Genomic DNA, 23,233 nt, shown 5'->3' with positions numbered 1-23,233 from the left:
GCGAAGGATACCCCAGCCTCTCAGATTATAGCGGTTATCGAAAGTCTTGACGGAATCCAATGCCTGCAATGAGAAGAATCAGTAGCGCCGGCGTCCCTGCCGGCGAGAACTTATTGATTTGTTTGGTGAATTGTTCGCCGGCACGGAGACCGGCGCTACCAATTGCTGGGAACTGCTCTTCACAATCCGTGATTACTTTTGAGAATCGGTATATGAAAAGAAAAGCGAATCGGTATGAGAGATGAACATTATCCTTCAATCTCGATGAATTTTAGCGCATATTTTCGGAACACAGTCCCGAAAAATGGGAGCAAGAGGACCGGTAAATGACACATGATCGAAGAGTTGCTCTCGTAACCGGCGGCGGCCAAGGTATAGGCAAGTGTATCGTGAGGCACTTGCTTGGCCATGGAATGGCTGTTGTGATAGCCGAAATTGACGTTGAAGCAGGAGGAGAGGCTGAAGAGAGCTTCAAGCATCTTGGGCCGGTCCGGTTTTGCGAAACGGACGTGAGCAATGAAGCTTCGGTTGAAAGTGCAGTTCATCAGACCATTGAACATTTCGGCAGACTGGATGCGCTCGTGAATAATGCAGGCATTGCCCATCCGGGTAATGCGCCTGTACATGAGCTTCGATTGGAGGATTGGAACAGAGTGATTGGGATCAACCTGACCGGAATGTTTCTCTGCGTCAAGCATAGTGTCTTGCACCTGCGGCGTGCCAGAGGCGCCATAGTCAACATTGCTTCCACCAGAGCACTCCAATCGGAACCAAATACTGAAGCGTATTCTGCCACGAAGGGAGGGGTTTTGGCTTTTACCCATGCTTTGGCCATGAGCCTGGGACCGGATATCCGTGTCAATTGCATCAGCCCGGGTTGGATCGATGTGAGCGAGTGGAAAAAGAGCCGATTTGCCAAAAAGCCGCATTTTACCGAACAGGATCATGCTCAGCATCCAGCAGGCCGCGTAGGAAAACCGGAAGACATCGCTACCCTGGCCGCTTTCCTGATTTCCGACGAAGCAGGATTTGTTACCGGTCAGAACTTCATTGTGGATGGAGGAATGACTAAGAAGATGATCTATGTGGAGTAGCACTGAGTTTCATTCTCTTTCGGCATCTTCCTTGCTTGCCCCTCTGTCGGAGCTGTCACGTTGCTGCAGTCGCTTGAACTGTTTCTGAAGAGACTCCAGTTCCTCGTCGGATAGCTCTTCCAGATCGATAAAACTGTTACGTGCTTCTTTCATGGATTTGATCAATTCATCAAGCTTGAGTTGAACCGCTTTCGATTCCCGGTTTTGAGTATTCTGAATCAAGAACACCATTAAGAAGATAATAATTGTGGTGCTCGTATTGATGATGAGCTGCCATGTATCCGAGAATCCGAAGAAGGGACCGGTTATCCCCCAGAGGAGGATGATTGTGACGGCCGCGGAGAAAATCCACGGAGAGCCCGCAATATCCGAACACTTGTGAGCAAATTTCCGGAAGAGCTCATTAAAACGTTCACTCTTCTTTTCGTTCATCCCAAGATCTCAGACCCATTCTCCGTGAAATAAAGGCTCCACCGGACGATTCGACTTGTCCAATCTCAATTCTCTAAATATGTCCGCTGACGATTCGGATTCGTGCTCGGTTTTGAGTTGGATACCAAGCTCCTTTTTTATGTCCTCTGCTGCAGAGATCAGGACGAATTCGACCCCTTCCCTGTCCAACAGCTCCGTTGGATCGGCATTTGTAAACGCTTTGTCTTGAAACTGTTCCTGGAGCTTTTTCGGGTAGTCGGCTTTTTCCTTCTTGGGCAAACCTGTTTTCGGTGGAGAGCTGCGTTCAGGATTCTTCACGGCAATGATATAACTCGCCTCCTCCTCGATGTTGAAATCCTCCTGAACATCTCCAGGACTTTCCGGCAATTCCAGAGCGTACACGAGATGAGTATGGTCTCCATGTCGCAAAATCTCATATACCCCTTCCCCGGCGGGTCTGGCCGGTGACATATGTCGTTCGACTCTTGTTTTTGTGGAATAGTGTTTCCCTCCGAGTTCATCACGAATCGACTCGGGGTGCTTCGCAATCATCTCCACAAAACCCCAATAGCGCTGACCTTTTGATTCAGGGTCTGGCATTTCTTTCTGGCCGATCACGGTGAGTCGGGCTGCCTTTTTCCCTTCGGGACTCAAGACCATGTACAGTCGTTGAACGGCCGAAGGACCTGTGGCTTTCTTCTTCTCGACCCTGGGACGATAGAGAAAATAGATATTTCCTTTTTCCAGGATCTCGACTCTTTTTGCTGAACCTTTTTTTGCCATTTTCTATATCCCGAATAAGTAGTTTTTATATGATTTGCATTCCTGTTAATTGCTGTACAACTCCGTCCCACAGGCTTCCAGCTAAATGGAATAGCCTCTGCTCGTTAATCTTGGACACTTGAACTCGATCTTTGGATACAGACAATTATACTTCTGCCGAAAGTTCTGTCCCGCAGAGACTAAAGAAAATAGCCTGGTAATTCAGAAGCTGTCTCAATAGTCGAAATTCACCCCAGATCGTGGCACGATCTTCTCATTAGCTTTCCGGCCTGACTGTAGGGGCGGACCAGAGCGTCCGCCCAAATAAGGGCAGACACGTTGGTCTGCCCCTACACGGATGGAGAATCGTGGCACGATTTTGTTGCTCAAAATAATCTTGCAGCAGTCTCTTCATTACCAGGAATTTGCGTATCAGCCGTCCCTCCAGGAGTCCAACATCATGAGGTTTTTCCTGAGCCGGTGATGAAGAGTAATACAAACAGTACGCATGCTCGGGAAAAATCATAGATAAACCTGAGAGAGAATCGGTTCTGCAATTCCACTATTCCCTTGCCACACGGTTGTGAACATAATAACCTTACAACATGACAGGAAGTGAGCTCTTGGTATTAATTTTGCATCCCACCGTCGTGCGGGGAATAGTTCATGGCTAAGAAGAAAAGCGCAGATGGGAAAGAGGGTCAGAAGCACAAATTGCAGGGGACTTCAGAGGGAATCAAACCTGCAAACCAGAAGGTCCTTATTGAATCACAATCGAGACAAAGAGACAGGCAAACGCTCCGAGTTGTCGGTATCGGTGCGTCAGCCGGTGGCCTGGAAGCTTTCGAACATTTCTTCACCAATCTCCCTCCCGATACAGGCTTGTCATTTGTGCTTGTCCAACATCTTGACCCCACCCATAAGAGCATTCTCACCGACCTGATCAAGAAGTATACCCGGATGGAGGTCAGGGAAGTCACAGATGGCACGGTGATCGAAGCCAACTATGTCTACGTCATCCCGCCGAACAAAGACATGGCCATCTTGAACGGCACGCTTTACCTCATGGACCCCTCTTCCCCGAGAGGTTTGCGTCAGCCCATAGACTTCTTCTTCCGATCCTTGGCGGAAGACCTCAAAGAGCAAGCCATCGCCATTGTGCTGTCCGGAACCGGAAGCGAGGGAACCCTGGGCATACGAGCCATCAAGGGTGAAGGCGGCATGGTCATGGTACAGGACCCCGGAACGGCCAGGTACGATGGAATGCCCAGAAGCGCAGTCGCCACCGGACTGGTTGACTATGTCGTATCGCCTGACAAAATGCCGCACCATTTGCTGGCATATGTGCGGCATGCCCCCGGTGCCATACCTACGGCAGACGTCGAGCCGACGGGTGAAGACGGCAACATTGTCCAGAAGATCCTGATCCTGGTTCGGGCAAGGACTCATCACGATTTCACCCATTACAAGAAAAACACGATCATCCGCCGCATCGAGAGACGTATGGCCGTTCACCAGCTCCTCAAGAAGCAGGATTACTTGCGTTTTCTTCAAGACGATCCGTTAGAGGTGAAGACGCTTTTCAAAGAACTCCTCATCGGAGTGACGAACTTCTTTCGTGAGCCGGATGCATTCGAGGCATTACAGAAGAAAGCCCTTCCCAAAATACTGAACGGGGACAGCCAGTACATGCGAATATGGGTGCCTGCGTGTTCAACCGGCGAGGAAGCGTATTCCATTGCAATGCTTGTGCAAGAATATGCGGCAGAAGCAAAGATCGACTTTCACCTGCAGATATTTGCCACGGACATAGACGAAGAAGCCATAGAAAAAGCTCGCCTTGGAGTCTATCCGTTGAGCATCGCAGCAGATGTCAACCCCAAACGGCTCGAACGATTCTTTATCAAGGAAGAGAACCAATTCCGTATCAAGAAAGAGCTTCGGGAAATGATCGTGTTCGCTTTCCAGAACGTCATTTCAGACCCGCCTTTTTCGAAATTGGACCTCATTAGCTGCAGAAATCTCCTCATCTACATGAATACCGAATTGCAGAAACGGTTGATTCACCTCTTTCATTATGCCCTAAAATCCGACGGATTCCTTTTTCTGGGTGCCTCGGAGTCAGTCGGGTCTTATTCGACATTGTTTACCATGGCGGATCGCAAATGGAAACTGTACCAGCGAAAGGACACGGCCACCATGGCGGCCCTGCAGCCAAATCTTCAGTTCCGCGAGTCTTCGGAATTGCCCGAGATCAAAACTGAATTGAGATTGACGAAAGCCACTTTCCGAGACATTGCAGAAAAGGCGTTGCTAGAGGCCTACCATGCAGCAGGTGTTGTGACTGACGAGAAACTTGATGCCATTTATTTCTACGGTTCCACAGCGCGATATTTGTCGCCGGCCTCAGGAGAAGCGAGTTTCAACCTTCTCAAAATGGCCCGTGAAGAACTGAGGTTCGAACTCGCCAATGCTGTACGGAGAGCTCAGACCGAGAACAAGACAGTGGTACGCCCCGGCTTGCGACTGAAAAGTAAACAGGGCTCTGAGGCAGTCAACCTCATTGTTCGACCCGTGCTCGCTCCGTCCAACAGACACCTGCTTCTCATACTATTCGAGGAAGCAACGTATGCGAAGGGAACAAAGGAATCGGAAGATGTGCCCCTGCCCCAGGATGAGAGCGACGTCCAGGCAAGAAACCGCGAGCTCGAGCATGAATTGGCGTCCGCTAAGGAGTATCTGCAGACCACCATTGAAGAACTGGAAACCTCAAACGAAGAGTTGAAATCAACGAATGAGGAATTGCAGTCGGCCAATGAAGAGCTCCAGAGTACGAATGAGGAACTGGAAACTTCCAAGGAAGAACAGCAGTCCGTGAATGAAGAACTGGCTACGGTCAATTCAGAATTACAGCAAAAGATAGAGGAACTGTCCAAGGTCAATGATGATATGAATAACCTGCTCGCCAGCACGCAGGTCGGAACGATATTTCTTGACACAGATATGAACGTCTTGCGTTTCACCCCTGCAGTCACGGAGTTGATCAACCTGATTCAAAGCGATATAGGTAGGCCGTTGGCTCATATTGTCTCAAACCTTAATTACGACAGGATTGTCGAGGACTCTCGGCGTGTTCTCGAAAGCTTGATTCCACGCACGAGAGAAGTTCAGACGAAAGACGGTCGCTGGTTCGTGATGCGTATGCAGCCCTACAGAACGACGGAAAACGTCATTGAAGGGGTAGTTCTGACGTTTGTGGAGATAACCTTCCAAAAGCAGCAGATGGCGGAGAACGTGCTCTGTGAGAGTATCATGAACATGGCACGTGAGATTTTCTTGGTCTTGGACGAGAGATTGACCGTGACCTCGGCGAATGGCCAATTCTACGAGGCGTTTGCTGTGCGCAAGGAAGACACCATTGGAAGACGGCTCTACGATCTGGGGAATCGGCAGTGGGATATTCCCGACTTGCGGCAGCTTCTCGAAAAAATCATTCCGGAACATAAGGAAGTCAAGGGATTCGAAGTGGAGCATGAGTTCGAATCCATAGGGAGGCGGAAAATGTCCTTGGATGCAAAGCAGATTGATGCCGACGGAGACAAACCAAGACTTATTCTCCTAGTCATCCAAGACATCACCGACCGGCCCTGATGGAAGTGAGGAGAAAGCCGTGGACGAACCCGAGAAATTACGTAACTGGGCAGAGAAATTTCTCGAAGCTCGCAGTGAGGATGTCCATGACATATCTGATCTCTCTCCGGACGACTTGAAAAAGATGATCCACGAATTGCGGGTACACCAAATAGAGTTGGATATACAAAATGAGGAACTGCGTCAGATGCAAAGCGAACTGGAAACCGCGCAGGCCGAGTATTCCGAACTCTATGAATTTGCGCCGACGGGCTATTTCACGTTTGACCGGCGCAGCTTTATTCGACAAGTTAATTTAGCGGGCACTCGACTCCTGTCCAATAGGCCACGATCTTTCCTGGTCAACACCCCTTTCTCGAAATTCGTTCATCCCGATGATGTTCGCACGTTCCTCCTACACTTACGACAAGTCTTTGACGACGGGGATCGGCAAGTCTGCGAGATCAGGCTGAACATCAACAGCGAGCATAAGTTCGTGAGGCTTGAAAGCGCTCCGGCCAGGGACTCTGATGGGCACGTGACTGACTGCCGAACAATTGCAACGGATTTGACAGACCGAAAGAGATCGGAACAGGCGCTTGAGCAGAGTGAGCAACGATTCAGGTCAATCTTTGAAGGAGCCGAGGACTGCATATTTTTGAAGGATCGGTCATTACGATATGTTCAGGTAAACCCGGCTTTCGAGAACCTTATTGGAGTTCGAGCCTCCGAAATTATTGGAAAGAGGCACGAAGATTTGTTCCCGGAGGATGCGCCGGACCGTGTCAGAGGCATAGAACTGCGGGTTTTGGAGGGAGAGGCAATAGAAGACGAAGACACTCTCATTGTTCGAAGTGCACCTATGAAGTTTCTCGCCACGAGGACTCCACTCCGGGGAACTTTGAACGAGGTCACAGGCATCTCGACCATATTGCACGACATCACTGATCGGAAAAGAGCAGAAGTGCCCATCCCCCCGATGAAGGCAGAATACGTCTCCGAGGCTATGCAAGCCACATTGAACCAGGCGAAAGTTGCAGCAAAGGGAGTCTCTACCATTCTACTGATCGGCGAGAGCGGCAGTGGCAAGGACTATCTTGCCAATTACATCCACGAACATTCAAACCAGGCCAACGGCCCGTATTTCTCCGTCAATTGTGCGGCTATAGCCTCAGAGCTTGCAGAATCGGAACTCTTCGGTCATGAGAAAGGGGCCTTTACCGGTGCTCTAGGACGAAAACGAGGACTCCTGGAATTGGCTGAGGGTGGGACTCTCCTGCTGAATGAGATTGGCGATCTGCCGCTCCGACTGCAGGCAAAATTATTGACTTTTTTGGACACAAAGACATTCACTCGTGTCGGTGGAGAGAAGGAAATCCCTGTCAGTGCCAGACTCATTGCAGCAACCAATAGAGATTTGAAGAAGGCGGTCGAGGAGGGAGATTTCAGAAAAGACTTATTCTACCGGCTCAACGTCGTGTCCATCCCGGTGCCTCCGCTGCGAGACCGACGAGACGACATTCCGATTCTGGTCCAGGAGATTCTCCATACAATTCGCTCCGAAATGCAGATTCATAAAATGCCGATCCTTAGTCCTTCTGCAATAGATGAGCTCAAGAAATACAGATGGCCCGGAAATGTACGGGAACTTCGAAACGTACTTGAACGGGCTGTAATGCTCTCATCCGGAAAAGAGATCGATCCTTCCCATCTGGGACTGACTGAAGGCAGGGGTCTGCTTCCCGGAAATCAAGGAGTATCCTTCACCGTGTCATTTCCGAACAGCCAGTCTCTCAACGAGATGACTCGGGAGTTGAAACGGTTTATGGTAATTGAAGCACTGCGACTGTCAGAGGGCAGCAGAGTAGAGGCAGCTAGACTGCTGGGAATTTCCCGCTATTCCCTGAAACACTATATGAATACTCTCGGTTGCGATGAAGAGGAAACGCAGGAATAATGGTCCTCCAGGAGCTGTTGCGAAATCTGGATCACGGCTGAAAGCCATTGGATAAGACACCCCCCTATTATAGACCGCTTGCTACTCTTCAGGCTACAGAGCGCTCCCCTTCACTATCTACTTTCCCGACTTCTTATAGCTGATTGCCACGCCTGCGCCTCTGTCGTCAAAAGTAGTTTCGAAATTTTTCAGGTTCTTGAGATATTCAACGTAACTCTCTAATCCGAACCCGGTGTTCATGCGATCGGAAACGTTATGCGTCGTGTAACAGCCCCCGACGATTAATTTCGGCGCTACAGCATCGAAGTAATTCTTGTACCACTCCTTGTCCGCGTCGGAGAAGACGAAGTCGAACGGTCCCTGCAACCCAGGGACCAACGTATGGGCATTCGCGAGCCGTGCATCGATATATTCAGATAGTCCGGCTTTCCTGAAATTGTCCACTGCCTTTCTATATCTGGATTCGTCAACCTCTATGGTGATCAATTTGCCGCCGGTTTTACTCAGCGCCCAAGCAATCCAGATCGAAGAGAAGCCCGTTGAAGTACCGATCTCAAGCGCTTTCGTATACTTGTTCTGGATGATAATATCGTAAAGCAGCCTTGCGTCCGCTTCAGGAACGTTCCAATCGTGCCACTCCCGTGCATGGCTATTCAGGAAGGCTTTCACTTTCTTATCCAAAGCTACAGCCTTATTCTCCTGTGCGAAGAGCAAAGGAACGCAAGTAAAGAGGCACGTGAACAGAAGAACAAAGATCGTGAATTGTGTCAAAGCATACCTCCAAAATGATCGAGTTCTTTCGAAATTGAAACTCAACTCTTATTTTCCGATAGCGAAGCTGTCACTTCACAAGCTTCAAGCAATCGTATCGAATTGCTATGATAAAAGCTTCACTCTCGATCTGTATCTCACGTATGCCAATGCCATGGGAATAGCTGCCAAAGCAGTCAGGATTAATGCATAGATAATCTCTCCCTGAAATCCCCTCTCCAGGTACACTGTCCGGCCCAAGGGATCGCTCAGACTGGTCGCTATTCTCAGCAATACTATGGCCAACGGAATGCCGAAAAAGAACGTACATAAAATGCTGACTATATCAAAGAGCTTTTTCGCGTCCTGGACACTGTCACATTGAGCTGATGGAAAGCAACTCACGCTCATGGTAGTAATCTCCCTTCCCGTAATTCTTGAACTGAAATTAATTCCTCACTGCTGTTTTGTCCATGAACCCTTTTGGGAAAACCCGATACCTCAATCCTGTAACTCCATATTGATTATCGGATCAGGTTCGTTGTATTAGGTAAGAAATGAAAATGAAGAAATTGGCACCGCTGCACCCTGGGGAAGTGTTGTTCGAGGAATTTATGCTCCCAATGAAGATCAGCCAAAACGAGCTTGGCCGGGCGCTCAGGGTTTCTCCGCGACGAATACATGAAATTGTACACGGGAAACGAGGCATAACGGCAGACACCGCCTTGCGTTTGGCAAGATATTTTGGCACTTCTGCTCAGTTTCGGATGGGTCTTCAAGCCGATTACGATCTCGAGACTGCGGAAGATCGATTGTCCGAAAGAATAGCTCAGGAAGTTGATATCAGAGCCACAGAAATTGCCAGTGTCAGTTGATGTACATTTCCGTCCTTTTACCTCTCGATTACGAATCGGTATCGGGTTATATTATGAAAAGGCTGAGCCTGGGACGGGATACGATATCCTCACAGGATCCAGGGAGCAACTGGCGACGCACGATTCGACAGATCAGGACAAGGAAATCCTATGGAGAGAATCGATTTACCTTTATCAGAACTCACACTTTCCCAAAAGCTTGACCTTATGGAAGCTATTTGGGACGACTTAACGAAACACGACGAGATGATCGAATCACCGGATTGGCATGAGCGCGTGCTCGATGATCGTGAAAAAGCTCTAGCCGCTGGAAAGGCAAAGGCTTCCGATTGGCAGAAAGCTAAAGAGAGAATAAGAAAGAACGTGTCGTGCGAGTAACGATCCTCGATGCCGCTGAGAAAGTCTTGAAGAAGGGTACCACTTTTACGAGCAGCATTCTCCTGGTCTTGGATCATATTTTCTCGATTCCCTTTACTCTGATATTGACTCGCTATCATATTTCGGAGGCGTCCACCGTGTTGTTCTAGGACATCACCGGCTCCTCTGTAAGCGCTTTCCTTTCGCTGTGTATTATAAAATCGTCGAGAATCAGGTCTTGGTTATGGCAATTCTGGATTGCCGCCGGAATCCAAGCTGGACACGGGAAAAATTGATAAGAGACTGAATTAACACGACACAAAAGCAGGTTCTATCGATGACACTTCTACGAAAGCTGAACTGGAATCGAGAAATTTCCATTGACATTAAAGACGATGCGTTTCTGCAAAACAGGAGCCCAATATGATTGAACTGAAGGTGAACGCACAGACGTTTCAGGTAGACGTGGACCCTGACACCCCGTTGCTGTGGGTGCTCAGGGAAGAACTGGGATTGCAGGGGACCAAATATTCGTGCGGGATCGGCGAATGCGGAGCCTGCATGGTTCACGTGAACGGCGAGGCAACCAGATCGTGCGTAACACCTGTATCCGAGGTTACAGAAAAAGAGATCACCACCATTGAAGGACTTGCCGGCTCCATCGCCACTGCCCTGCGCGAGGCATGGGTCGAAGGCGATGTGCCTCAATGCGGGTACTGCCAACCAGGTCAAATCATGAAAGCCGCAGAGTTGCTCGCTTCCAATCCCCAGCCGTCAGATTCGGATATAGATGCTGCCATGTCCCAAGTCTTGTGCCGATGCGGAACCTACAACGAAATCAGACGAGCCATTCATCAAGCGGCAAGGAGAACTCGCACATGAGCCCCACCCCCTTGGATATGGAAAGAAGAGAGTTCCTACAGGTCAGCTTTATCGCAGGCATAGGTCTTGTTGTGGGATGCTCGTCCCCGCGATATGCAGCCGCTTCTTCAGGTGCCGCTTCCACAACGAAAACAGCGGGCGAACTGATCCCAAATCCCTGGATTCGGATTGATAAGAGCGGAACTGTCACCGTGGTGGTTAATCACTCCGAAATGGGCCAGGGTATATTTTCGGCTCTCGCGATGATCGTTGCAGAAGAATTGGAAGCGGATTGGTCCAAGATCCGCACTGAAATGGCTTCTATGGACCCGGTGTACGTAAACCCTGCATTTGGCGTACAAGCAACCGGCGGAAGCACAAGCGTTCGCACGAGTTGGGACGAGCTCCGGAAAGCCGGTGCCGCAACTCGTGAGTTACTGATTTCTGCAGCAGCTTCAACCTGGGGTGTGCCTCCTCGGGAATGTCGAGCAGAGAATGGCAAGGTGAATCATCAAGCAAGCGGCCGCTCGATTCCGTATGGCGATCTGGTAGAGAAAGCAGCCACTATGCCCATCCCGAAGAACGTTCCGCTCAAAGAGCATTATGATTTCAAGATTATCGGCAAGAGCATGCCACGACTGGACACATTGGAAAAAGTCGAAGGTAGAGCCGTATTCGGAATCGATGTTCGGCAGAAAGATCTCCTTATCGCCACGATTCTGCACCCGCCGGTCTACGGAGCACGTTTGAAATCCTTCGATCCTGCCAGGGCGAAAACCATGCCCGGAGTTCGCCATATTCTGCCCGTCTCCACAGGAATTGCAGTGGTAGCCGAGCGCTTCTGGCAGGCAAAGAAAGCGTCTGAAGCGGTGCACGTCGAATGGGATTTGGGGCAGAACGCGAATCTGGATTCGGAGTCAATCAGAGCTCGTTGGGTGGAGCTGGCGAAACAGAGCGGCAAAAATATGCTGAGTGAAGGCAATGTGGACGCGGCAATGAAGAGCACAGCGAAAACCATTGAGGCTGTTTACGAGCTTCCTTTCCAGGCGCATGGGTGCCCTGAACCGATGAACTGCACTGCTTCCGTTCGCGAAGATGGATGCGATATCTGGGTGCCGGTTCAAAATCAAGGGGGCGCCCAGGAAGTGGCCGCAGCGATAACAGGATTGGATCTGGATCGCGTGAGGGTGCACACCACGTTTCTCGGCGGAGGCTTCGGGAGGCGAGGCGATGTGGATTTTGTCGTAGAAGCCGTGGAATTGTCGAAAGCGGTGAAAGCACCTGTAAAGGTCATCTGGACAAGGGAGGAAGATATATGGCACGACCATTTCCGTCCTGCGTCATATCATGTTCTCAGGGCCGGACTGGACTCGACGGGCATGCCTGTAGCCTTTCACCATCGGTCTGTGAGTCCGGCCTGGATGAATAATACGATTGAGATCCTGGCCCCGGCAATTATGCCCCGATGGCTGCCCCGGTTCATGAAGAATGCCGTCTCCAGCGCAGCAATTCCCGTCGTCAAGTATGCTATGAGCGCCAAATCCGCCTGCAGCGGAGCAATCGAGATGGGATACGCATTCGAACATGTTAGCGTGGAATATATCGAAGACGATCCAGGCGTACCCACCGGGGCGTGGAGGTCAGTGGCAAATTCGCGACACGCTTTCGCCGTTGAATCGTTTATCGATGAAATCGCTGTTGCGGGCGGGAAAGATCCATTCGAACTTCGCCTGCATCTCCTCAGGAATTCCCCGAAACGACGGGATGCGCTCAAATTGGCAGCCGAAAAGGCAGAGTGGGAGAAGAAACCTCCAGCGGGAGTATATCGAGGAATTTCCGTCCATGATTTTCACGATACACCAGCGGCCATGGTGGCAGAGGTGTCCGTGGATAAAAGTGGGCAGGTGAAAGTACATCGTGTGATCTGTGCAGTACATTGCGGAACCGTGATTAACCCCAGGAATGTGGAGGTGCAGATCTCCGGCGCAATAGCCTTCGGATTGACTGCGACGCTAAAGAGCTCAATCACCATAGCAAAAGGACGAGCGGAACAGAGTAATTTTGACGACTTCCCCCTGCTGAAATTAGGTGAAATGCCAAAAGTGGAGGTTCACATCGTCCCCAGCACTGCTGCTCCGACGGGAATCGGAGAAGTGGGTGTGCCGCCGATTGCTCCTGCAATTGCCAATGCAGTATTTGCGGCAACCGGCAAGCGCGTACGCAAATTGCCTATTACGAGCCAAGATATTCAGAAGCTTTGAATTTGGAAACTCCTTATACCATTTCTCAGTTATGCACATAAGATCGCGAAGGCTGGGGTGTCCTGAGCGGAGTGATTATACCAATGTGCGTTCAAATGGGTAACATCTGGCAAATCCGGTCCCGGTATGTCTCCGAAGCGAAGTCAGGCGGTGCCGTTCGTAGCGGAGGAGATTTGCCGGGACCGGCAAATAACAGGTGTCTCAATATTCTCTCTCTGAAAGCACATTGGTATTAGACGGCTTTGCGTCGTTCGGAGCGAAGGATACCTCCAGCCTCCCAGATTACGAAAAGAAAAGCGAATCGGTATTATTCAGCGATTGTCCCGCCTTTCACAATCGTATTTTGACGGATATGATGAAAATTTCACCGGTTGGCGCCATAGTGTGCTGATTTATGTTCACCGTTTTGGGACTCCCCTGATTCCCGAACTGAGTGGAATCGATAACATTGTCGGATACGTAAGCGAGAGCTGGCAATCCGCATATGAAAAACGTCAGGTACTCTTCGATTTTGTCTCGGAGGAATATCAATGAGCATACCGGTAACGGCAGGGCGGAAAGACTGGGAATCAGGGAGACAGGAATACAAGAAACGTGTTGAAAGAGGTAAACCGCTCACGAAGAACGGCAGTACGAAAATTGTGGATTCCGACAACGCTGTCACCCTTCTCGAAGCTATAATACAGCCGGGAGATCGGGTCGCCATCGAGGGTAACAATCAGAAGCAGGCGGACTTTCTGGCAGATTGCCTGTGTCGGGTGGACAAGTCCAAGGTTAACAAGCTGCACATGGTTCAGTCGGTAATATCGAGGCCTTCTCACTGTGAAATTTTCGAGCGAGGGATTGCAGAGAAGGTCGATTTTTCGTTTTCAGGTCCCCAGTCAACGCAGGTGTCTCGACTTCTTCAAGAATCAAAGATGCAAGTAGGTGAAATCCATACATATCTTGAACTCTTTTCACGATACTTCGTGGATCTCACTCCTCGGGTGGCGCTGGTTGTCGCCGCACGGGCAGACCAAGACGGCAATCTCTACACGGGGCCCAATACTGAGGATACTCCGGCGATTGTCGAGGCGACTCATTTCAAGCAGGGCATCGTGATCGCTGAAGTGGAAAGCATAGTCGACAAACTTCCTCGCGTGGACATTCCCGGCGACTGGATAGATTTCATCATTCCGACAGGTAAACCCTGTTACATAGAACCGCTCTTCACCAGAGATCCGTCAAGAATTCGCGACGTGAACGTTCTCATAGGGATGATGGTAATCAAAGGAATTTACAGAGAGTACGGTGTTCGTTCCTTGAACCATGGAATCGGATATGCCACGGCAGCTATCGAACTACTTCTTCCGACTTATGCCCAGCAGCTTGGCTTAAGGGGCAAAATCTGCACCCATTGGACTCTCAATCCGCATCCCACTCTGATTCCGGCCATAGAGTTGGGATTCGTCGATTCTGTCCATTGCTTTGGTTCCGAAGTCGGAATGGAAGAGTATGTTGCCGCTCGACCGGATATCTTCTTTGTTGGACCTGACGGCAATCTCAGATCCAACAGAGCGTTTTCCCAGGCAGCGGGACATTATGCAGTAGATGCTTTTGTCGGAGCAACCCTGCAGATCGATCGATACGGAAACAGCTCGACCGCCGTAGTGAACCGGATAGCCGGGTTCGGTGGGGCTCCGAATATGGGGTGCGACGCTGGCGGGCGGCGGCATTCCAGCGAGGCCTGGGTTAAAATCGGTAAGGAAAGCGCTATGATGCCGAGTCTCATCGGGGATATGCCGAGAGGCCGTAAGCTCGTGGTTCAAATGGTTGAAACCCGCGGTCCCCAGGGTATCCAGTGCCTTGTGGATAAGCTCGATGCATGGGATTTGATGAAACAGGCAGGATTGAAAGTGCCTCCAGTGATGATTTACGGCGATGCGGTCACCCAGATCGTCACGGAAGTCGGGCTGGCACACCTCCACAAATGCGCAAGTCTTCAGGAACGGGAAGCTGCCATCAAGGCAATTGCGGGAGACACCGACCTTGGCAAACAAGCCGATCCGGCTGAAACGGCAGACCTGAGACAAAGGAAGATCGTTCAAACATGCGAAGATCTGGAGATCGATCCGCGTGATGCGAACAGATCGTTGCTCGTGGCCCAGACAATGGATGAACTCGTCGAATGGTCCGGTGGCAGATACAAGGTGCCGGAGCAATTCAGGAAACCGCAAAAAGAATGACCGCCATGCAATAGCCTGAAGCGAAGCCAGTGCCTGAAGGAGATGCCGGTAATTATATTATCTTGCATTCAAGATGCTTACTCCACTGACCTGCGAAGAGAGGTCAGTGCTCATGGATCTACAGATCATCTTGACCGTAAAGTCCATAGTTGTAGCAGTTACCAAAATGAGTGTCCGATTGAAGATTAGGAATATTGGTGGGTGCCGTGCCTCCGTGCCGGCACATTTTCTGCATGATCAATGATATCGCCATAATGCACTGGCAGGGACGCCGGTGCCCACTAGTATTTGTATTGGAGCATGGGGCAAACGACAGAATTTCTTTGGCAATCTCTATAGTCCCGAAGCGGCCTCTCAATCTTTACGAACGAGACGGATCGGCCCCGGTGCCCCCGTCTCGTATCCGCCCCTCGAGAAGTACCTGCAAGTGAATCTGTGGATAGAATATTGTTGTACTTCAGCAAACTGAAAAATCAGAGCCCAATTTCAGTAAATCGTCTTCTTTCTTACGTAAATTTTATAGCAGGAGTGCCAAAACATGGTTTTAAACCATGCAAGATTGTGCTTGACTTATGAGTGAACTCTGGATTAATCTCGTACTAAAATACTGAACCTCTCGTGGCCTATGGAATCCCTCGGAACCAAAATCAGATCATTGCGTAAATCGCAAGGACTGTCCTTAAAACAGCTTGCGGATCGTATTGGTTGTACTGCCTCATATCTGTCTATGGTGGAAAACGATAGATTAGACCCCTCCGTATCCCGCCTCAAAAAAATCGTTGATGCTCTCGGAAAAACTATAGTTGACCTCTTCGGTGAATCTGCTGACGGCGATATAATCGTTCGTAAGGAAAAACGTGCTCGAGTCGCATTTCCGGGCTCGAAAATGCTCATCGAAATACTCGTCTTACAAGCTCCTGATAAGAAAATGGATGCCAGATTAGCAATCGTCGCACCCGGCGGTGGCTCTGAAGGCGATTATTCGCACCCTGGAGAAGAATTCGGCCTGGTTATTAAGGGCAGTCTGGAACTGACTGTTGATAATACAACGTATCAGTTGCGCGAAGGTGACTGTTTTTACTTTCACTCCACCAGGAATCACAGATTCCGAAACGCTGGCGATCAGGAAGCTCAGGTTGTGTGGGTAAACCATCCTCCCAGTTGGTAATGTCAGGACGATTAGCCGGGCATCCATTGGGATAACCGAACAAACGTATGAAAGTGGCACTGAAGTTTTGCGGTGGCTGTGATCCGACGTACGACCGCATTGAGCTTGTTCGACAAGTCAAGGAGATTGCAGCGGATTCGATCCAGTGGCTGACACCCGCTGAATTTGGTTATGAGGCGATTCTGCTGGTATGCGGATGTGAAAAAGCCTGTCCGGCATCGGAAATGGTACATGCCTCTTTGCTGATTGTGACACATCATGAGCCCTCCCCGGACCGTGTGGTGGCTCGACTCTTGGAAAAAGGAAAGAACAATGCAGATCAGGACTAAAGACGATTACGTGAAAAGCCTCAAGGAGCAGGGTCATACAGTCTATTATAACGGAGAACGTGTACAGGACATCACCACACACCCGGCTTTTATCCCTCATATCAATGCGGCATCAAAAACGTACGAGATGGCTCTTGCACCCGAATTTGAAGATCTTGCTACTGCTGTCAGCCATCTGACCGGCGAACGAATCAACAGATTCACCCATATTCATCAAACGGTCGAAGACTTGATCAAGAAGGTGCAACTCTTGCGAGCCATAGCGCACGAAACCGGAAGTTGTTTTCAGCGCTGTGTTGGGTGGGACGCCTTGAATGCAACATACATGACCACTTATGATATCGACGAAAAGTTCGGCACGAGTTATCATACCAGATTTACTGAATATCTTAAAATGATTCAATCCACGAACAAGATGGTTGTGGGTGGTATGACCGACACTAAAGGCGATCGCTCCAAGCCTCCTCACCAACAGGCCGATCCGGATCTGTTCACTCACGTGGTAGAACGCAGAGAAGACGGTATCATCATATCCGGTAACAAGGCGCATCAGACTGGAGCGGCCAATAGCCACGAAATCCTCATCATGCCCACCCAGTTGATGCGGGAGGCTGACAAAGATTATGCGCTCTGCTGCGCAGTGCCTCTGAGCAGTCCTGGAGTACTTCAAATCTTCGGCAGGCAAACGAACGACGAGCGTAAGTTTGGAGGCAGAACGGACGCAGGAAACCCTGACTTCGGTCTCGTGGGCGGCGAAACTCTCATCGTATTCGATAATGTATTCGTTCCGTGGGAAAGAGTGTTCATGTGCGGCGAGCACGAGTTTTCAGGGTTACTCGTAGAGCGTTTTGCCACACTTCATCGTCAGAATTACGGTGGCTGCAAGGGTGGAGTCTCGGACATCATTATCGGTGCAACGGCACTTGCGGCGGAAATGCAGGGCTCTGCCGGGGCGTCTCACGTCAAAGATAAACTCGCTGAGATGATGCACCTTACCGAAACGATTTATTCAGGCTCGATCTCCTGTTCGGCAATGGGTCGGAAAACTCCCAGTGGAGCTTTTTATCCTGATCCGCTCCTTGCCAATTGCACGAAACAGAACGTAACTCGCCACATTTACGAAATCGCTCGCCTGGCACATGACGTTGCCGGCGGAATCCTCGCTACCATGCCGTTTGAAAACGATCTCAAGAGTAAAGAAATCGGGAAATATGTGGAGAAATATCTGGCTGGAGTCCCCGGCGTATCCACAGAGAACCGCATTCGCATTCTCAGACTTATCGAGAATATGACGGGCGGTACGGCGCTGGTGGAATCCATGCACGGTGCAGGGTCACCGCAGACGCAAAAAGTCATGTACGGAAGGCTAAGCAAACTCGACATGAAGAAGAAGATGGCCAAGAAGCTCGCTGGGATCGAGGACGAGCCTTCACAGGTGTAATAATCGCTTGTGTAGCAGCATGATTTCGTGATGAAGGAGATTCCATGAATTCGATTTATCAGCAACGCCCCTGGTTACGCTTGTACCCCGATTGGGTTCCGCACGATATTGATGCTGAGGCAGCCACGGCTATCGGGGATTTCCTGAAAACAGCCAAGCGCATTCCGGAAGCTCCAGCCATATTCTATTTCGATGAAGCGATTTCCTATGGCGACGTGGATGGCTGGTCTGACAGCCTTGCGGCGGCATTCCATGACATGGGGCTCAGGAGTGGAGATCGTATCATTGTGGATCTCCAGAATATTCCGCAATTCCTTATCGGAGCATATGCTGCCTGGAAGATCGGCGCCATTGTGGTTCCGGTGAACCCCATGTACAAGGAAACCGAGCTTGCCTATTTCTGCATGGATTCCGGAGCGAAGATCTTCCTTACTCTCGATGAAATCGCCAGAAACCTGAATCTATCCTTTCTTAATGGCACACGAATTGAAAACATCATAACGACCTCTGCTTTGGACTTCCTGAATCCTGATTCGCCTCTACCCGAGATACTGAAGAGCTGCACAAAGAGTGCTGTTCAGGGATGCCGCGATTTAAGGGAACTCCTTGACGAATACAAAGGGAAACGAGTTGATGTTCACCAATCGACTCCCGATTCGGTCGCATATCTCACCTATACCTCGGGAACCACCGGCCAGCCCAAAGGTGCAATGAATACGCAGGGAAACATTGCCTTCAGTGCCAGGGTTTACAAGATGATGATGCGCATGGACAGCACTGATGTGGTGCTCGGCGTAGCGCCTCTGTTCCATGTTACCGGTGAAGTGGCACATACTGCGGTGGCAGCACTGGTGGGGATTCCGGTTGTCCTTTCTTACAGGTTTGATGCTCGTGAGACACTTCGGCTTATCGAACACTGGAAAGCAACTATGACCGTAGCTTCCATAACCGTGTACATCGCGTGGATGAACACTCCGGAAATCAGACAACGGGATCTTTCCAGTTTCTGTAAAGCGTACAGCGGCGGAGCACCTGTTTCCAGCGCACAGGTGGATCAGTTCCACGCACTGACAGGATGTTATCTGCACAATGTGTATGGTATGACGGAAACCAGTTCACCGTCTCATATTGTGCCACTCGGGACGAAAGCCCCTGTGGACCCGGACACCGGCGCTCTATCTGTGGGGCTCCCGGTTCCCAATGCAGTCTCGAAAATCTGCGATTCCGATGATTGCCTTCATGAGCTTTCACCAAACGAAATTGGCGAAATCGTGAACCGCGGCCCCATGATTATTGCCGGATACTGGCAACGTCCTGAGGAGACAAGCCATGCCATAAAGGAAGGATGGCTCTATACCGGCGATGTGGGCAAGATGGACGAAAACGGGTGGTTTTACGTGGTAGACAGAAAAAAGGATTTGATCATCGCGTCAGGATTCAAGGTGTGGCCTCGAGACGTGGAAGACGTCATCTATCAACATCCCGGAGTAAAGGAAACAGCAGTGATCGGCGTTCCGGATGAATACCGCGGAGAGACGGTCAAAGCGTTCGTGGCATTAAAACCCGGATTTGAGACTTCCGTAACCCCCGAAGAGATAGTCATATTCTGCAAGAGTCGAATGGCGGCATATAAGTATCCACGTGTAGTGGAGTTCGTTCCTGAAATTCCCAAAACCTTAACCGGTAAATTCCTCAGGAGAGCACTGAGAAAGTGATACCGGGGATAAAGTATCCCTCGGTGTGTATAAGTGACGTTGTTGCCGAGCAGTATTGGTGAGCAGCAATCACGGACTCTGAGTTGGGAGCCCACTTCATGACCGAAACTGTCACAAACCGGCAGCGGCTTTATGGCTGTGCGCTGTTATCCGGCACGGCTAATCATAAATGTTCTAGTCTCAAGGGGAGGTAAAAACATGCGCAAGCACAGGTTTCTGGGGATCGTACTGGTGGCCGTGTTGGCTTTCATTCTCGTGCCGTTCGCACAGGCGCAGGAAAAGATTGTTAAGATCGGCTCCCTGTTTCCCATGACGGGACGGGCCGGTTTGTACGGTCTCGACTCCGTGGATGCCGCTGAAATGGCGGTGGAGGAGATCAACGCCAAAGGAGGGGTCGCAGGTTACAAGCTGGAATTCATCAACACCGACAGCAAAGCAAAGCCTGCCGATGCTGTTCGTATTGCAAAACGTTACATCGATGAAGACAAGGTCCACTTCCTGTTCGGAGTCGTAAGCTCTGCAGTGGGACTCGCACTTACCGAGGTCTCCAAACAAAACAAGAAAATATTCATCGGAACCGACCACGCCTCCACCCAGCTTACGGTTGACAAGTTTCAGCCCTATTATTTCCGTGTTTCCAATAACACGTTTCAGTCCATGGCAGCAGGCGCCCTGTATCTCAAAGAGCTTGCCCAGACGAAACCCTGGACGACCATAGCGTATGTCGGTCCTGACTATGCATATGGGCATGACCAGTGGAACGAACTCAAGTACAACCTCGACAGATTCGGTGTGAAATACAAAATCGTCGGAGAATACTGGCCGAAACTGTTCGCTCCGGATTATACACCCTTTATTACTTCAATTATCAAGGATAAACCTGATGTTCTGATATCCGGCTTGTGGGGCGGAGACTCTGTTGCCTTCATCAAACAAGCTACCCCGTACGGGCTTTTTGAGAAGACACTGTTCTGTTCACCGGATGCGGGAGGCAATTACGAGGTCATGAGCGCCACAGGAGCTGAATTGCCTCTTGGGCTGGTCTTGAGCGCCCGACATCACAATAACTGGCCCGATACTGCCGCGAACAAAGAATACGTCCAAAAGTTCTTCAAGAAAACCGGCCGTTATCCCACCTATGCAGCCGAGGGTGCATACGCAGGAATCCTTGCCATCGCCCAGGCGGTAGAAAAAGTCGGAAATCCCGATGATGCCGATAAACTGGTTAAAGCACTCGAAGGAATGAAGATCCAACTCCCTGAAGATCCTGAAGGGTTCACTTCCTACATTGATCCTGCAACACACCAGATCGTTCAGGTGCAAGCAGTCGGGGTCACGGTTGCAAACGACCAGTTCCCACCGGCAAAGCGGATGCTCGGCGAATGGAAAATCTACAAAGCGGAAGACCTGCTGCCGCCCAAAGAATACATCGAGTCGAAACAGAAGAAATAAAGTCCGAACTTAGTTCCAACGGCAGCCGCTCCATTGCGGCTGCTCGGTTCACCACAGGAGACAGGTCGCAATGGACCTCTCATTCTTGGCGGTACAGTTAATCAGCGGGCTGAGTCTGGCCACTCTCCTCTTTCTCGTGGCAAGCGGCCTCACTCTCATATTCGGTGTGGGTAACGTCTTCAACTTTGCTCATGGTTCTTTCTACATGCTTGGCGCTTATTTGGCATATCAGACTATTGCCGCATACAGTGCCAATTTCTGGCTGGCAACGCTAGCGGCAGGAATCGGGGCCGGGGTTGCCGGGATGATTGCGGAGTCTCTCTTTCTTCGGAGGATTTACGGCCGTGCAGAAGAAGGCGGCTTTCAGATACTCCTGACGTATTCATTCATACTTGTTATAGACGATCTCGTAAAAATCATCTGGGGGACCGAGTACAAGACCATTCTGAGACCCGAAGGATTGAGAGGATCGGTAGAGCTTTTCGGGATCACCCTACCCTCTTACAATCTTGCAATCATTGGCATCGGATTCGTACTGGTTGTTGTTGCGTGGTTCATCCTTGGACGAACTCGTCCTGGAAGGATAGCAAGAGCGACTGCATTGGATAGAGAGATGATGAACGCCATGGGCGTGAACGTTCCGCTTACCATGACGCTGGTATTCGGAATTGCCACCATGCTGGGAGGTTTTGCAGGAGCTCTTGCGGCGCCTCTTCGTTCCGTTACTCCGGGGGCAGGAATAGAGGTAATTATCGATTCACTCATTGTAGTGGTTATCGGAGGAATGGGGAATTTCTGGGGCGCATGGTTCGGCGCCTTAATCCTGGGCGAAGTCATTGCGTTTGCGGTGGTTTTTGTTCCCGAATGGGCTTCTGTGGTCAGCTATGTTGTCATGGTGCTCACTCTGATATTCAAGCCTGAGGGCCTCTTCGCTCCTCGAAGTGTGAGAAAGGTGTAGTCCATGGAGATCAGGAACAATTACAAAGAAATCGTCTTCTGGGCTATTCTTTTCGTCATCTTCGGTTCGCTTCCGATAATCGGCTCTTCCAGTTACCATTTGATGCTCGCGAGCCACATTCTGCTTTGGGGATTGTTTGCTGTCGCTTTCAACATGCTCTGGGGCGTAACGGGAATGCTTTCGTTCGGTCAAGCGCTCTACTTCGGACTCGGTGGATATGCTGTCGGTCTGATGGTGCGTCATGTCGGCGACGCCTGGTTTGTTCCCGGTATCGGTCTGGGGTTGATTGCTGCGGCCATCTTGTCGCTCGCCATAGGGCTCTTGATCATCCGGGTGAGCGGTGTTTTCTTCACGGTGCTCACTCTGGCATTCGGGCAATTGGTCTGGCAGATCACGTTCAGATGGTATGAATTCACGGGTGGAGATGACGGAATTCAAGGGATTATCCCACCTGGCATTTTGTCCAACAAAGTGACTTATTACTACGTCACTCTTGTAATAGTGATTGCATCTATTTGGCTTCTCAGACGTATATCGCTCTCGCCTCTGGGTGTGCTCTTACGATGCGTGCGCCAGAACCCAAATAGGGTATCCTTCATCGGTCAGAGTGTCCGTTACTCGCAACTCAGAATCTACATGGTATCATCGGTCTTTTCAGCTCTCGCGGGGAGCCTCATGGCCGGAATCGACAATTCCATTCACACCGATATGCTGTACTGGACCACTTCCGGCGAAGTCATTCTCATGTCCGTCCTGGGGGGAATCGGTCAATTCTTTGGACCGTTAATCGGTACCGCGGTGTTCATAGTAATACAGGAATTTGTCGGTGCCAAAACCGAATACTGGCCTCTCATTATAGGTTTGATCATGATGACCATGGTCCTCTTGTTTCCGAGGGGTTTGGTGGGAGAGTTTCAGGCGTTGAAAACCAGACTGCAGTCCCGAATGGTTGCCGATAGGGGTTAA

At 50.3% G+C, this 23,233-nt stretch carries 19 protein-coding genes; 15 read left to right on the top strand and 4 right to left on the bottom strand.

What is annotated here, in order from left to right:
• Nucleotides 1-326: 326 nt before the first annotated feature.
• On the top strand, nucleotides 327-1,094 hold the full coding sequence (locus DESTI_RS10105) for a glucose 1-dehydrogenase (RefSeq protein ID WP_014809867.1): 768 nt from the start codon (nucleotides 327-329) through the stop codon (nucleotides 1,092-1,094).
• A gap of 9 nt (nucleotides 1,095-1,103) precedes the next feature.
• On the opposite strand, the gene DESTI_RS10100 is transcribed toward DESTI_RS10105, so the two are convergent.
• Complete coding sequence (locus tag DESTI_RS10100; protein WP_014809866.1) at nucleotides 1,104-1,526, bottom strand: low affinity iron permease family protein; 423 nt, start codon at nucleotides 1,524-1,526, stop codon at nucleotides 1,104-1,106.
• 9 nt (nucleotides 1,527-1,535) lie between these two features.
• The gene (locus DESTI_RS10095; protein WP_014809865.1) at nucleotides 1,536-2,309 is read right to left on the bottom strand and encodes a hypothetical protein; all 774 of its coding nucleotides are present in this window, start codon (nucleotides 2,307-2,309) and stop codon (nucleotides 1,536-1,538) included.
• A gap of 645 nt (nucleotides 2,310-2,954) precedes the next feature.
• Between DESTI_RS10095 and DESTI_RS10090 the strand changes: the two genes are divergently transcribed.
• Nucleotides 2,955-5,939, top strand: coding sequence for a chemotaxis protein CheB (locus DESTI_RS10090; RefSeq protein WP_014809864.1), 2,985 nt, complete (start codon nucleotides 2,955-2,957; stop codon nucleotides 5,937-5,939).
• A 19-nt stretch (nucleotides 5,940-5,958) separates the two neighbouring features.
• On the top strand, nucleotides 5,959-7,875 hold the full coding sequence (locus DESTI_RS28700) for a sigma 54-interacting transcriptional regulator (protein WP_014809863.1): 1,917 nt from the start codon (nucleotides 5,959-5,961) through the stop codon (nucleotides 7,873-7,875).
• 117 nt (nucleotides 7,876-7,992) lie between these two features.
• Here DESTI_RS28700 and DESTI_RS10080 read toward each other — a convergent pair whose 3' ends face one another.
• Together DESTI_RS10080 and DESTI_RS10075 are read right to left on the bottom strand one after the other, a co-directional pair.
• Entirely contained in the window at nucleotides 7,993-8,646 is a 654-nt protein-coding gene (locus DESTI_RS10080; protein ID WP_014809862.1) for an O-methyltransferase, read from the bottom strand.
• A gap of 105 nt (nucleotides 8,647-8,751) precedes the next feature.
• On the bottom strand, nucleotides 8,752-9,036 hold the full coding sequence (locus DESTI_RS10075) for a hypothetical protein (RefSeq protein ID WP_014809861.1): 285 nt from the start codon (nucleotides 9,034-9,036) through the stop codon (nucleotides 8,752-8,754).
• 146 nt (nucleotides 9,037-9,182) lie between these two features.
• Here DESTI_RS10075 and DESTI_RS10070 point away from each other — a divergent pair, with 146 nt between their 5' ends.
• From DESTI_RS10070 to DESTI_RS10010, 12 genes are all read left to right on the top strand, one after another.
• Entirely contained in the window at nucleotides 9,183-9,500 is a 318-nt protein-coding gene (locus DESTI_RS10070) for a HigA family addiction module antitoxin (RefSeq protein WP_014809860.1), read from the top strand.
• A 150-nt stretch (nucleotides 9,501-9,650) separates the two neighbouring features.
• On the top strand, nucleotides 9,651-9,878 hold the full coding sequence (locus DESTI_RS10065) for an addiction module protein (RefSeq protein WP_014809859.1): 228 nt from the start codon (nucleotides 9,651-9,653) through the stop codon (nucleotides 9,876-9,878).
• Nucleotides 9,879-10,280: 402 nt separating this feature from the next.
• Nucleotides 10,281-10,739, top strand: a complete 459-nt coding sequence (locus tag DESTI_RS10060; protein WP_014809858.1) for a (2Fe-2S)-binding protein — start codon at nucleotides 10,281-10,283, stop codon at nucleotides 10,737-10,739.
• Complete coding sequence (locus DESTI_RS10055) at nucleotides 10,736-12,979, top strand: xanthine dehydrogenase family protein molybdopterin-binding subunit (RefSeq protein ID WP_014809857.1); 2,244 nt, start codon at nucleotides 10,736-10,738, stop codon at nucleotides 12,977-12,979. Before DESTI_RS10060 ends, DESTI_RS10055 begins: the two co-directional genes overlap by 4 nt.
• Before the next feature lie 530 nt (nucleotides 12,980-13,509).
• Nucleotides 13,510-15,204 carry a malonate decarboxylase subunit alpha gene (gene mdcA, locus DESTI_RS10045; protein ID WP_014809856.1) on the top strand — a complete coding sequence of 565 codons (1,695 nt, stop codon included), beginning with the start codon at nucleotides 13,510-13,512 and terminating at the stop codon, nucleotides 15,202-15,204.
• A 625-nt stretch (nucleotides 15,205-15,829) separates the two neighbouring features.
• A complete protein-coding gene (locus DESTI_RS10040; protein ID WP_014809854.1) occupies nucleotides 15,830-16,372 on the top strand; it encodes a helix-turn-helix domain-containing protein in 543 nt (180 codons plus the stop codon).
• Nucleotides 16,373-16,419: 47 nt separating this feature from the next.
• Nucleotides 16,420-16,701 carry a hypothetical protein gene (locus DESTI_RS10035; RefSeq protein WP_014809853.1) on the top strand — a complete coding sequence of 94 codons (282 nt, stop codon included), beginning with the start codon at nucleotides 16,420-16,422 and terminating at the stop codon, nucleotides 16,699-16,701.
• On the top strand, nucleotides 16,685-18,142 hold the full coding sequence (locus DESTI_RS10030; protein ID WP_014809852.1) for a 4-hydroxyphenylacetate 3-hydroxylase family protein: 1,458 nt from the start codon (nucleotides 16,685-16,687) through the stop codon (nucleotides 18,140-18,142). Before DESTI_RS10035 ends, DESTI_RS10030 begins: the two co-directional genes overlap by 17 nt.
• Nucleotides 18,143-18,186: 44 nt before the next feature.
• Nucleotides 18,187-19,857: a class I adenylate-forming enzyme family protein gene (locus tag DESTI_RS10025; protein WP_014809851.1), complete on the top strand. Its 1,671-nt coding sequence runs from the start codon at nucleotides 18,187-18,189 to the stop codon at nucleotides 19,855-19,857.
• A 198-nt stretch (nucleotides 19,858-20,055) separates the two neighbouring features.
• Nucleotides 20,056-21,309, top strand: coding sequence for an ABC transporter substrate-binding protein (locus DESTI_RS10020; protein WP_014809850.1), 1,254 nt, complete (start codon nucleotides 20,056-20,058; stop codon nucleotides 21,307-21,309).
• 70 nt (nucleotides 21,310-21,379) lie between these two features.
• Nucleotides 21,380-22,267, top strand: coding sequence for a branched-chain amino acid ABC transporter permease (locus DESTI_RS10015; RefSeq protein ID WP_014809849.1), 888 nt, complete (start codon nucleotides 21,380-21,382; stop codon nucleotides 22,265-22,267).
• A 3-nt stretch (nucleotides 22,268-22,270) separates the two neighbouring features.
• On the top strand, nucleotides 22,271-23,233 hold the full coding sequence (locus DESTI_RS10010; protein ID WP_014809848.1) for a branched-chain amino acid ABC transporter permease: 963 nt from the start codon (nucleotides 22,271-22,273) through the stop codon (nucleotides 23,231-23,233).

The sequence above is a fragment of the Desulfomonile tiedjei DSM 6799 genome (assembly GCF_000266945.1).
In the GTDB taxonomy this organism is placed as follows: domain Bacteria; phylum Desulfobacterota; class Desulfomonilia; order Desulfomonilales; family Desulfomonilaceae; genus Desulfomonile; species Desulfomonile tiedjei.
This window is presented reverse-complemented; position numbering and strand designations above follow the sequence as displayed.

Bases quoted from the DNA above. Each gene is read 5' to 3' on its own strand.
- DESTI_RS10055 (WP_014809857.1), top strand. From the start codon at position 10,736: ATGAGCCCCACCCCCTTGGATATGGAAAGAAGAGAGTTCCTACAGGTC.
- DESTI_RS10075 (WP_014809861.1), bottom strand. From the start codon at position 9,036: ATGAGCGTGAGTTGCTTTCCATCAGCTCAATGTGACAGTGTCCAGGAC.
- DESTI_RS10060 (WP_014809858.1), top strand. From the start codon at position 10,281: ATGATTGAACTGAAGGTGAACGCACAGACGTTTCAGGTAGACGTGGAC.
- DESTI_RS10065 (WP_014809859.1), top strand. From the start codon at position 9,651: ATGGAGAGAATCGATTTACCTTTATCAGAACTCACACTTTCCCAAAAG.
- DESTI_RS10020 (WP_014809850.1), top strand. From the start codon at position 20,056: ATGCGCAAGCACAGGTTTCTGGGGATCGTACTGGTGGCCGTGTTGGCT.
- DESTI_RS10105 (WP_014809867.1), top strand. From the start codon at position 327: ATGACACATGATCGAAGAGTTGCTCTCGTAACCGGCGGCGGCCAAGGT.
- DESTI_RS10095 (WP_014809865.1), bottom strand. From the start codon at position 2,309: ATGGCAAAAAAAGGTTCAGCAAAAAGAGTCGAGATCCTGGAAAAAGGA.
- mdcA (WP_014809856.1), top strand. From the start codon at position 13,510: ATGAGCATACCGGTAACGGCAGGGCGGAAAGACTGGGAATCAGGGAGA.
- DESTI_RS10025 (WP_014809851.1), top strand. From the start codon at position 18,187: ATGAATTCGATTTATCAGCAACGCCCCTGGTTACGCTTGTACCCCGAT.
- DESTI_RS10035 (WP_014809853.1), top strand. From the start codon at position 16,420: ATGAAAGTGGCACTGAAGTTTTGCGGTGGCTGTGATCCGACGTACGAC.
- DESTI_RS10015 (WP_014809849.1), top strand. From the start codon at position 21,380: ATGGACCTCTCATTCTTGGCGGTACAGTTAATCAGCGGGCTGAGTCTG.
- DESTI_RS10040 (WP_014809854.1), top strand. From the start codon at position 15,830: ATGGAATCCCTCGGAACCAAAATCAGATCATTGCGTAAATCGCAAGGA.
- DESTI_RS10100 (WP_014809866.1), bottom strand. From the start codon at position 1,526: ATGAACGAAAAGAAGAGTGAACGTTTTAATGAGCTCTTCCGGAAATTT.
- DESTI_RS10090 (WP_014809864.1), top strand. From the start codon at position 2,955: ATGGCTAAGAAGAAAAGCGCAGATGGGAAAGAGGGTCAGAAGCACAAA.
- DESTI_RS10030 (WP_014809852.1), top strand. From the start codon at position 16,685: ATGCAGATCAGGACTAAAGACGATTACGTGAAAAGCCTCAAGGAGCAG.
- DESTI_RS10010 (WP_014809848.1), top strand. From the start codon at position 22,271: ATGGAGATCAGGAACAATTACAAAGAAATCGTCTTCTGGGCTATTCTT.
- DESTI_RS10070 (WP_014809860.1), top strand. From the start codon at position 9,183: ATGAAAATGAAGAAATTGGCACCGCTGCACCCTGGGGAAGTGTTGTTC.